The sequence below is a fragment of the Streptomyces sp. NPDC036984 genome (assembly GCF_055607665.1).
Map to the genome: position 1 here is coordinate 167,613 of NZ_JBVJRL010000017.1, position 10,682 is coordinate 178,294.

The following is a 10,682-nucleotide window of genomic DNA, read 5'->3' on the forward strand; positions in this document are numbered from 1 at the left end:
CTGCGCACGAGACGGGCATCCCGCATTCCGGACACTCCGTCCCGCACCCTGGATGACCGGCGTACGCTCGATAGCAGCCCTATCTGTCTGAAGGAGCGAGCGACGATGCCCGAGCTGAGGTCCCGCACTGTCACCCACGGCCGCAACATGGCGGGCGCCCGCGCCCTTATGCGCGCCTCCGGTGTACCCGGCGCGGACATCGGCCGGAAGCCCATCATCGCCGTCGCGAACTCCTTCACCGAGTTCGTGCCGGGCCACACCCACCTCCAGCCGGTCGGCCGGATCGTCAGCGAGGCGATCCGCGAGGCGGGCGGCATCCCGCGCGAGTTCAACACGATCGCCGTGGACGACGGCATCGCCATGGGCCACGGCGGCATGCTGTACTCCCTGCCCTCCCGCGACCTGATCGCGGACTCGGTCGAGTACATGGTCGAGGCCCACTGCGCCGACGCCCTGATCTGCATCTCCAACTGCGACAAGATCACCCCGGGCATGCTGAACGCCGCCCTGCGGCTGAACATCCCCACGGTCTTCGTCTCCGGTGGCCCGATGGAGTCCGGCCGCGCCACCCTCGTCGACGGCACGGTCCGCACGCTCGACCTGGTCGACGCGATGTCCGACGCCGTGAACGACAAGATCTCCGACGAGGACATGCTCCGGATCGAGGAGAACGCCTGCCCGACCTGCGGCAGCTGTTCCGGCATGTTCACGGCCAACTCGATGAACTGCCTGACGGAGGCCATCGGCCTCTCCCTCCCCGGCAACGGCTCGGTCCTGGCCACCCACACCGCGCGCAAGCAGCTCTACGTCGACGCGGCCCGCACGGTGATGGACATCACCCGCCGCTACTACGAGCAGGACGACGACACGGTCCTGCCCCGCTCCGTCGCCACCTTCCAGGCCTTCGAGAACGCCATGGCCCTGGACATCGCGATGGGCGGCTCCACCAACACGATCCTGCACCTGCTGGCCGCCGCCCAGGAGGCGGACGTCCCCTTCGGTCTGAAGCAGATCGACGCGGTGTCGCGCCGCGTGCCGTGCCTGGCGAAGGTGGCGCCCAACGTCGCCAAGGACCGCACGTACTACATGGAGGACGTGCACCGGGCGGGCGGCATCCCGGCGCTGCTGGGCGAGCTGCACCGCGCCGGCCTGCTCAACGAGGACGTGCACGCGGTCCACAGCCCGTCCCTGGGCGACTGGCTGAAGACCTGGGACGTGCGAGGCGGGTCGCCGTCCGCCGAGGCGATCGAGCTGTGGCACGCCGCTCCCGGCTGCGTCCGCTCCGCCGAGGCCTTCTCCCAGTCGGAGCGCTGGGAGGCGCTCGACGAGGACGCGGAGGGCGGCTGCATCCGCAGCGTCGAACACGCGTACTCGAAGGACGGCGGCCTGGCGGTCCTCAAGGGCAACCTGGCGGTCGACGGCTGTGTGGTGAAGACCGCCGGCGTGGACGAGTCGATCTGGACCTTCGAGGGCCCGGCGGTCGTCTGCGAGTCGCAGGAGGAGGCCGTCCAGAAGATCCTCACCCAGCAGGTCAAGGAGGGCGACGTCGTCGTCATCCGCTACGAGGGCCCCAAGGGCGGCCCCGGCATGCAGGAGATGCTCTACCCGACCTCGTACCTGAAGGGCCGCGGCCTGGGCAAGGCATGCGCCCTGATCACCGACGGCCGCTTCTCCGGCGGCACCTCCGGCCTGTCCATCGGCCACGCCTCCCCCGAGGCGGCCTCCGGCGGCACCATCGCCCTGGTCCAGGACGGCGACCGCATCCGCATCGACATCCCGAACCGCTCGATCGAGCTGCTGGTCGACGAGGCGGAACTGGCCCGCCGCGAGCAGGCCCTGAACGGCGTCTACGCCCCGAAGAACCGCGACCGCAAGGTCTCCGCCGCCCTCCGCGCCTACGCGGCGATGGCGACCAGCGCGGACAAGGGCGCGGTGCGCGACGTGTCCCGGCTGGGCTGACCGGCCCCGGCCGCTCGGCCGTAGCCCGTGGCAGGGGCCGCCTCCCGGTGGGGGCGGCCCCTTCGCCGTATCCGCGTCACATCCGCGTCACCAGGCGGACGGTTTGCGGCCGTCCACGGCGAAGACCGTGCCGTCGGGCGCGGCGGCGAGGATGCGGTCGCCGACCGGCACCGGGGCCGGCGGGGTGCTCATGACCTGGGCCGAGTTCGCGCCCAGGCGCGCCGGAGTCTGCCCCACCAGCCGGCCCTTCCCGGCGTCCACGGCGAGCAGCCGGCCGTCGCTCGCGGTGAAGTACACCCGCCCGTCCCGCGCGACGGGCTCCGAACCGCGGCTCACCGACGTCTCCAGATGCCAAAGATGCCGGCCCGACCGCACGTCCACGGCATCCAGGGAGCCGCCGGTGGCCAGCACGTACACCACGTTCCCCCGCACGGTCGCGTGCGCGCCGTCGAGTACGGCGGGCAGCGCGACGCGCCGGGTCGCGCCCGTCGCGGGCGTGTAGCGGACGATCTCCTTGGCGCCGTACGCGCTGTCCACGGCCAGGAAGAACACCGAACCGTCCTGCGCGGCGAACGGCTTGAGCCAGCCCCGCAGCCGTACGTCCCACCGCACCCGTCCGGTGTCCGGATCCACGGCGGTCACCTGGGTGCTCGCCCCGTCGGCGGACGTCCGGGTCGCAAAGGCCGACGACTCGCCGGGGAACGCGACGAAGGACGGCACTCCCTGACCGGGGACCGCGCCGCGCCAGCGCGTGGCGCCGGTCGCGCCGTCCACCCCGGTGACCGTCCCGTCGGCGCCCGCGAGCAGGGCCGTGTCTCCGGCGTACCCGACCGTCGTCCCTGCGGGGAGCCGACGCTGCCACACCTGCTTGCCGGTGGCCGGGTCGAGTCCCGCGAGCCGTGGGCCACCGTCCGTGTACGGCTGCACCCGACCGCCGGAGACGGCCGGCGGCCCGCTCGTGGACCGGGTGCCGACCGAGCGCCGCCACAGCAGACCGCCGTCGCTCGGCGAGAGCGCGAAGACGACGCCCGGCCGCGCGCAGAGCAGCTTCCCGGCTCCGTACGCGCAGTGCGGCATGCCCTCAGCGCCGACCGCCGGCCGCGCCGACCACGTGCCGCCTGAGGCCGCCGTCAGGGTCCGCGCCCCCTCGTCCCCGGGCGCCTGATCGTTTCCGCCCGACACCCACACCGCGGCGAGAACCCCCACGAGGGCCAGCCCGAGAGCCCCCGAGCCCAGCGCCACGGCCCGCCTGCGACCCGGGCGCCGCGCCGGGCGCCCGGGTCCGCCGGAACCGGCCGGAGCCGATCCCGGCGCGGCCTCCGGCACGGACCCCCGCGCGGGCCCGTCCTCACTCGTCCGCTGCGCCGGTATGAACGCCTGCGTGTCGTACGAGGCCGCCACCGAGCGCAGTTCCCGCATCAGCTCGTCCGGCGTGGGCCGGTCCGCGGGCTCCTTGGCCAGGCACCGCCGCACCAGCGGCGCGAGACCCTCCGGTACGCCGGCCAGGTCGGGCTCGTCATGAACCACCTGGTAGGCGACGACGTAGGGGCTGTCGGAGTCGAACGGACCACGCCCGGTGGCCGCGTGCACCATGACCGAGCCGAGCGCGAAGATGTCGGCGGCCGGCCCCACTTCCCGCGGGCGCCGGAACTGCTCGGGCGCCATGAACGGCGGAGTGCCGATCAACTTGCCCGTCTCGGTGCGCAGTTCGCTGTCCTTCGGCCGGGAGATGCCGAAGTCGATGACTTTCGGCCCGTCCTCGGCGAGCAGCACGTTGCTGGGCTTCAGGTCCCGGTGCACGACACCGACCCGGTGGATGTCCCGCAGCGCCTCGGCGAGCCCGGCCATCAGCCGGCGCAGCTGCTCGGGCGCCATCGGACCCTTCCGCTTCACCTGCTCGGAGAGGGTCGGGCCGGGGATGAACAAGGTGGCCATCCAGGGCCGTTCGGCCTCCGGGTCGGCGTCGACGACGGACGCGGTGAAGGCCCCGCTGACCCTGCGCGCGGCGGCCACCTCCTGCCGGAAACGGCCCCTGAACTCGGGATCCCGTGCGAACTCGGCGTGCACGACCTTCACCGCGAGCTTCATCCCCGAGGTGCTCCGGGCGAGGTGTACGACTCCCATGCCACCGGAACCCAGACACGACTCCAGCCGGTAGTGACCGGCCCACTCCGGAAGTTCCGCTTCCGCGCCCGCTCCGGTGTTGCGCTGTGGCGCCATGGACCACCCCCGTGCTCTTCGTCCGCGCGCGCGACGCACGGAGCCTAGTCGATGACTCGTACGAGACAGAGGCGGCTTGCTAGCGTCTGCGTGCGAGTCGCGCGCACGCGTTTCGCGCCGAGTTCCAGGGAAGTGACGGGGGAGGACCACGTTCATGTCTGTTGACCGTGTACAAGAGGTCGAGGAAACCGACGACAGCCGCGACGGCGTGGCGGCACAGGCGGCGGCAGCCGTACGCACCTATGCCGTCGCCCCCGGCGTCCGGCTGAACGTCCGCAGCGGCCCGGGTACCCAGTACAACCTCGTCCGCGTCCTGCCGGAGGGCGTCCGCGTGCCGATCTACTGCCAGACGCCCGGTACGACGGTGTCCGGCACCTACGGCACGACGAACCTCTGGGACCTCATCGACAGCGGCGAGTACGTCTCGGACGCGTTCGTCCACACGGGCAGCGACGGCTACATCGCACCCCGCTGCGACTGAAGCCCGTCTGCGCCTGACCACTGACGGCCTCCCGGGCCGGAGGGCGGAGGGCGGAGGGCTGCTGGGCGGCCCCCGCCCGGGAGCCCGCCCGCGTCCGGAGCCATAATCGTCCCGTGAGCGACGAAACCGGCACCGCGGACACCTCGGCGGGCTCCACCGGCGGCACACCCCGGGCGGCCGGTGCGCCCCAGGGGGCCGGCCCCCGCCCCGAGCCCCTGCGCTTCTTCGGCACGTCCTGGGTGCACCACGACAACGGCTACGCGGCCCGTCGCGCCGCCGTCGCCGTCGGCTCCCTCGTCGCCGCCGCCGTCTCCTGCCTGGTGCTCCGCTTCGCCTACGAGGGCATCCAGATCGCCGACACCGGCTCCTTCGTGACCGTACTCGTCGTCGTCATGTTCGCGACGTGCAGCGCGCTCGCCTTCCGCAACACCTGGGAGGGCTTCGGCAAGCGCCACGACCCGCAGCGCCAGGCCTCCCTGCGCGGCCTGCTCGCCATCGGCTTCGTCGGCTCCCTCCTCGCCTACTTCTTCCGCTCCCTCACCGAGGCCCCGGGCGAGAAGCTGCGCCGCGCGGAGTACGACGAGGCCCGCGAGGCATACGAGCGCCGCACCACCCGTCGCACCGGCAACCCGTCGAAGAAGAAGCGCCGCCGGTAGAACGCCGTCAGCGGGTACGGCGCCCACGCGTGCCGTGGGTGAGGCTGCCGGAAGGGCTGCCGTAAGTGCGGGTGTCGTAAGAGGTGCCGTGGTGAGGGCGCCGTGACAAGAGGGGCACGCGAGGCGGGAATTCGCTGTCCCCCTCCGCCGCGACCAGCCCACCATGCCTACATGACAGCCACCCAGTCGTCGCACGCCGACCCGCACGCCGTCCACGCCGCCCGAGCCGAGTCCTTCAACTCCGCCGCCGCCCAGTACGCGGCGAACCGTCCTTCCTACCCGCCCGCCCTCCTCGACACCGTCGAGGAACTGGCCGGCCGCCCGCTGTCCGGCGCCAGGGCCGTGGACGTCGGCGCCGGCACCGGTATCGCCACCGCCCTCCTGCACGCCCGTGGCGCCGACGTCCTCGCCGTCGAACCCGGTGCGGGCATGGCCGCCGAGTTCCGCCGCGCGCTGCCGCACATCCCACTGATCCGGGGCAACGGCAACGCCCTCCCCGTCACCGACGCCCACGCCGACCTCGTCACCTACGCGCAGGCCTGGCACTGGACCGACCCGGCCCGCTCGGTGCCGGAGGCGCTGCGCGTGCTGCGGCCGGGCGGTGCGCTGGCCCTGTGGTGGAACACCGAGGCGCTGGACGTCGAGTGGATCGCCGAGGCCGCCGACCGCACGGGCCGCTTCCTCGGCCTGGACACCGCCGCCGAGAAGCGCACGGCCGGCGAGCACACCGACCGGGCCGACCCCAGCGGGCGCCTGGACTTCACCCGCCGCACGGTTCGCTGGAGCCGCCGCGTGCCGATGGACACCCATCTCGCCAACGTCGGCAGTCACTCGGCCTTTCTCGTCACCCCGGAGGAGCGCAGGACGGCCTTCCTGGAGGCGGAGCGCGGCCACCTGCTCCGCATCTTCCCGGACGCCGTCGTCGAGGAGACGTACGACGTCGTCCTCCTCGTCGCCCGCAAGCCCTGACCTCGGCTGCTCCCTCCTTCCCCCTTCCCTCCCGTCCTCGGCGGCGGTCGGCCCACGCCGGCCGCCGCTTCCGCATGCGTGCCCCTTGACGGTCCGGACTCCACGGGCAGATTATTCATCGCATGATGAATTACGAGCCGGGCCGGCCACCCGAACCGGCCACCCCCGCCGTACACGCCGACGACCTCACCGTCGTCCGCGGCCCCCGCACCGTCCTGCACCACCTCCGCTTCACCATCCCCCGCGGCCAGATCACCGGCCTGCTCGGCCCCTCCGGCTGCGGCAAATCCACCCTCATGCGCGCGATCGTCGGCACCCAGGCCAAGGTCACCGGCACCCTGAACGTCCTCGGCCACCCCGCCGGCCACCCCACCCTGCGCAGCCGGATCGGCTACGTCACCCAGGCCCCCTCCGTCTACGACGACCTCACCGTCCGCCAGAACCTCGAGTACTTCGCCGCGATCCTCGACCCCCACCGCGCCGCCGCCGAACGCCGCCACGAGCACGTCACCCGTGCCATCGCCGACGTCGACCTCACCAGCCACGCCGACGCCCTCGCCGGCAAGCTCTCCGGCGGCCAGCGCAACCGGGTCTCGCTCGCCGTGGCCCTGCTCGGCGCCCCCGAACTCCTCGTCCTGGACGAGCCCACCGTCGGCCTCGACCCCGTCCTCCGCCGCGACCTGTGGCACCTCTTCCACGATCTCGCCGCCACCCGCGGCGTCACCCTCCTCGTCTCCTCCCACGTCATGGACGAGGCCGAGCGCTGCCACCGCCTCCTCCTCATGCGCGAGGGCGAGATCCTCGCTGGGGGCACCTCCCGGCCGGAGGCCGGGGGAGACACCCCGGACGCCCTGCGCACCCGCACCGGCGCCGACACCGTCGAGGCCGCCTTCCTGCACCTCGTCGACGAGGCGGCCGCCGCGAGCCGCACGGAAGAGAGCACCCGATGAGCCCGAGCGCCATGCGCCCCCTGAACCCGGCGACCACGACCCCGGCGGCCCCCGCCGCGGCACCCAGCGCGCTCAACGCCGCCCGCACCACCGCCACCGCCGCACGGGTCCTGCGCCAGCTCCGCCACGACCCGCGCACCATCGCGCTGATGATCCTCGTCCCGTGCCTGATGCTGATCCTGCTGCGCTACGTCTTCGACGCCAGCCCCCGCACCTTCGACAACATCGGGGCCTCGCTGCTCGGCATCTTCCCGCTGATCACGATGTTCCTGGTCACCTCCATCGCCACCCTCCGCGAGCGCACCTCCGGCACCCTCGAACGCCTCCTCGCCATGCCCCTCGGCAAGGCCGACGTCATCGCCGGCTACGCCCTCGCCTTCGGCACCCTCGCCGTCGTCCAGTCCGCCCTCGCCACCGGACTCGCGGTCTGGCTCCTCGGCCTGGACGTGACCGGCTCCCCCTGGCTGCTGCTCCTCGTCGCCCTCCTCGACGCCCTGCTCGGCACGGCCCTCGGCCTCTTCGTCTCGGCCTTCGCGGCCTCGGAATTCCAGGCGGTCCAGTTCATGCCCGCGGTGATCTTTCCCCAGCTCCTCCTGTGCGGCCTCTTCACCCCCCGCTCCGACATGCACCCCGTCCTGGAGGCCATCTCCGACGCCTTGCCGATGTCGTACGCCGTCGACGGCATGAACGAGGTGCTGAACCACCCGGACATGACGGCCACGTTCGTGCGGGACATCGCGATCGTGGCGGGCTGTGCGCTGCTGGTGCTGGGGCTGGGAGCGGCGACCCTGCGACGCCGGACAGCGTGAGCCCCCAGGCGGCACCTCTCCCGGGCGGAGCCCCCTGACGGCAGAGGGCGTCCGCCCAGCGGACAACCACCCCGCACCCCCCACCCCGGTGCGAAACTGAGCCGCATGAGCCAGAAAGTCGCAGTCCTCGGCACCGGCAAGATCGGCGAAGCCCTGCTCAGCGGAATGATCCGGGCCGGCTGGGCCCCGGCCGACCTCCTGGTCACCGCCCGCCGCCCCGAACGCGCCGAAGAACTCCGTGCCCGCTACGGGGTCACCCCGGTCGGGAACCCCGAGGCCGCCAAGACCGCCGACACCCTGATCCTCACGGTCAAGCCGCAGGACATGGGTGCCCTCCTGGACGAGCTCGCCCCGCACATCCCCGCCGACCGCCTGGTCATCAGCGGAGCCGCCGGTATCCCCACCTCCTTCTTCGAGGAGCGCCTCGCCACCGGCACCCCCGTCGTCCGCGTCATGACGAACACCCCCGCCCTCGTCGACGAGGCCATGTCCGTCATCTCCGCCGGCAGCCACGCGACCGCCGAGCACCTCGCTCACGCCGAGGAGATCTTCGGCGCCGTCGGCAAGACCCTCCGCGTCCCCGAGAGCCAGCAGGACGCCTGCACCGCGCTCTCCGGCTCAGGCCCGGCGTACTTCTTCTACCTGGTCGAAGCCATGACCGACGCCGGCATCCTGCTCGGCCTGCCCCGCGACAAGGCCCACGACCTCATCGTCCAGTCCGCGATCGGCGCCGCCGTGATGCTCCGCGACAGCGGTGAACATCCCGTCAAGCTCCGGGAGAACGTCACCTCCCCCGCGGGCACCACCATCAACGCCATCCGCGAGCTGGAGAACCACGGCGTACGCGCCGCCCTCATCGCCGCCCTCGAAGCCGCCCGCGACCGCAGCCGCGAACTCGCCTCCGGCAAGAAGGACTGACCCGGCGCCCACGCGGGCGGCGACCCTCCGCCGCCCGCGCAGCACGTCGGCCCCGCTAACGAGCAGCGCTCAGCGAAGGCTCCGCCACGGGCGGCAGCAGCCCGATCGCCCGGTAAGCCGTATCGACCGTCGGCCTGGCCAACGCCCGCGCCTTCTCCGCACCATCCCGCAGCACCCCCTCCACATAGGCCGGCTCGGCACACAGCTCCCGGTGCCTGGCCTGCACCGGCCGCAGCACCTCCACCACCGCCTCCGCGGTGTCCTTCTTCAAAGAGCCGTACGAGTCGTAAACGTCCGCCAGTGACTCAGGGTTCCCACCCGTGCACGCAGCGAGAATCTCCAGCAGATTCGCGACGCCCGGCCGCTCCGCCCGGTCGTAGACGACGTCCCGCCCGCTGTCGGTCACGGCCCGCAGCACCTTCTTCCGCACCACGTCCGGCTCGTCCAGCAGATAGACGATCCCCGGCCCGGAGTCGTCCGACTTCCCCATCTTGGCCGTCGGGTCCTGGAGGTTCATCACCCGCGCCGCCACCCCCGGCCGCGTCGCCTTCGGCACCATGAACGTGTGCCCGTACCGCTGGTTGAACCGCACCGCCAGATCCCGCGTCAGCTCCACGTGCTGGACCTGGTCGTCCCCGACCGGCACCTCGTCCGCGCCGTAGGCCAGGATGTCCGCCGCCATCAGCACCGGATACGTCAGCAACGACAGCCGGACGCTCCCACCGCGGTCCCGCTCGCGCGCGGCCTTCTCCTTGTACTGGATCATCCGCCGCATCTCACCGTCGGCCGCCACACACTCCAGCAGATACGACAGCCGGGTGTGCTCGTCGACATGGCTCTGTACGAAGAGGGTGCACACCTCAGGATCGAGCCCGGTGGCCAACAGCAGGGTCGCTGCCTGCCGGCTGAGCCTGCGCACCCGCGCCGGATCGTGCTCCACGGTCAGCGCGTGCAGATCGACGACGCAGAACAGCGACTCCGCCTGGTACTGGTCCACCTCGGCCCAGCGCCGCATGGCGCCCAGGTAGTTCCCCAGGGTCGCGTGCCCGGTCGGCTTGATCCCGCTGAAGACCCGAGTCATCTCCACTCCACCTTCTGTTGGGACCACCGCCCCTGCGGCCGGCCCCCGGGTCCCGGAGGGAGATACGAGAACGGCCGCCGAAGCGGCGGCCGTTGAGTGCATACGTGAGTCCGGCCGCCGTCAGGCGGCCCACCAGAGCTGGGTACACGTACGCGTCGTCATGTCCCCCACAGTACGCCTCCGGGGTGCTCCTGGGGGGTGAGTTGACACACCCCACGCCGATACGTAAGGTTCTCCGAGTTGTCCGACGTGAGCGCCGACCCCCGGTCGGTCCCCGGACAGCCATTCCGCAAGTACCACCCACTCAATCGACGCCTCGGTGTCGACTGCTTTGGTGTGCGTATTTTCGAAATGAGGAATCCGCGTTCGAAAGGACGCCGGCCCCGATTAGCTCGGGAGCCAGGAATCCGCTAAAGTCTCACTCGTCGGAACGGCCCAACGGCCCGGAAGACGAACCCCGCTGACCGGGGATCAGACGCCGAAAGGATCTGATAGAGTCGGAACCGCCGGAAAGGGAAACGCGAGAGCGGGAACCTGGAAAGCCCCGAGGAAATCGGATCGAGAGAAGATCTGATAGAGTCGGAAACGCAAGACCGAAGGGAAGCGCCCGGAGGAAAGCCCGAGAGGGTGAGTACAAAG

General features: G+C 72.0%; 9 protein-coding genes. 7 read left to right on the forward strand and 2 right to left on the reverse strand.

Annotation, left to right across the window (positions count from 1 at the left end; all coding sequences use genetic code 11):
* Positions 1-105: 105 nt before the first annotated feature.
* The gene (gene ilvD, locus ACZ7DL_RS28095) at positions 106-1,959 is read left to right on the forward strand and encodes a dihydroxy-acid dehydratase (protein WP_470778211.1); all 1,854 of its coding nucleotides are present in this window, start codon (positions 106-108) and stop codon (positions 1,957-1,959) included.
* Positions 1,960-2,046: 87 nt separating this feature from the next.
* Here the strand turns inward: ilvD and ACZ7DL_RS28100 are convergent, their stop codons facing one another.
* On the reverse strand, positions 2,047-4,179 hold the full coding sequence (locus tag ACZ7DL_RS28100; RefSeq protein ID WP_470778212.1) for a serine/threonine-protein kinase: 2,133 nt from the start codon (positions 4,177-4,179) through the stop codon (positions 2,047-2,049).
* A 154-nt stretch (positions 4,180-4,333) separates the two neighbouring features.
* Between ACZ7DL_RS28100 and ACZ7DL_RS28105 the strand changes: the two genes are divergently transcribed.
* From ACZ7DL_RS28105 to proC, 6 genes are all read left to right on the forward strand, one after another.
* On the forward strand, positions 4,334-4,660 hold the full coding sequence (locus ACZ7DL_RS28105) for an SH3 domain-containing protein (protein ID WP_470778214.1): 327 nt from the start codon (positions 4,334-4,336) through the stop codon (positions 4,658-4,660).
* Between the two features lie 113 nt (positions 4,661-4,773).
* The gene (locus tag ACZ7DL_RS28110; protein WP_470778216.1) at positions 4,774-5,316 is read left to right on the forward strand and encodes an EamA/RhaT family transporter; all 543 of its coding nucleotides are present in this window, start codon (positions 4,774-4,776) and stop codon (positions 5,314-5,316) included.
* Positions 5,317-5,487: 171 nt separating this feature from the next.
* Positions 5,488-6,285 (forward strand): class I SAM-dependent methyltransferase, encoded by a 798-nt coding sequence (locus tag ACZ7DL_RS28115; protein ID WP_470778217.1) that lies wholly within the window; start codon positions 5,488-5,490, stop codon positions 6,283-6,285.
* Between the two features lie 122 nt (positions 6,286-6,407).
* Positions 6,408-7,235, forward strand: a complete 828-nt coding sequence (locus ACZ7DL_RS28120) for an ABC transporter ATP-binding protein (protein ID WP_470778219.1) — start codon at positions 6,408-6,410, stop codon at positions 7,233-7,235.
* The gene (locus ACZ7DL_RS28125; protein ID WP_470778221.1) at positions 7,232-8,044 is read left to right on the forward strand and encodes an ABC transporter permease; all 813 of its coding nucleotides are present in this window, start codon (positions 7,232-7,234) and stop codon (positions 8,042-8,044) included. The genes ACZ7DL_RS28120 and ACZ7DL_RS28125 overlap by 4 nt, the downstream gene beginning before the upstream one ends.
* A 105-nt stretch (positions 8,045-8,149) precedes the next feature.
* Positions 8,150-8,962 (forward strand): pyrroline-5-carboxylate reductase, encoded by an 813-nt coding sequence (gene proC / locus ACZ7DL_RS28130; RefSeq protein ID WP_470778223.1) that lies wholly within the window; start codon positions 8,150-8,152, stop codon positions 8,960-8,962.
* A gap of 55 nt (positions 8,963-9,017) precedes the next feature.
* Here proC and trpS read toward each other — a convergent pair whose 3' ends face one another.
* Positions 9,018-10,043, reverse strand: coding sequence for a tryptophan--tRNA ligase (gene trpS / locus ACZ7DL_RS28135; protein ID WP_470778225.1), 1,026 nt, complete (start codon positions 10,041-10,043; stop codon positions 9,018-9,020).
* Positions 10,044-10,682 lie beyond the last annotated feature (639 nt).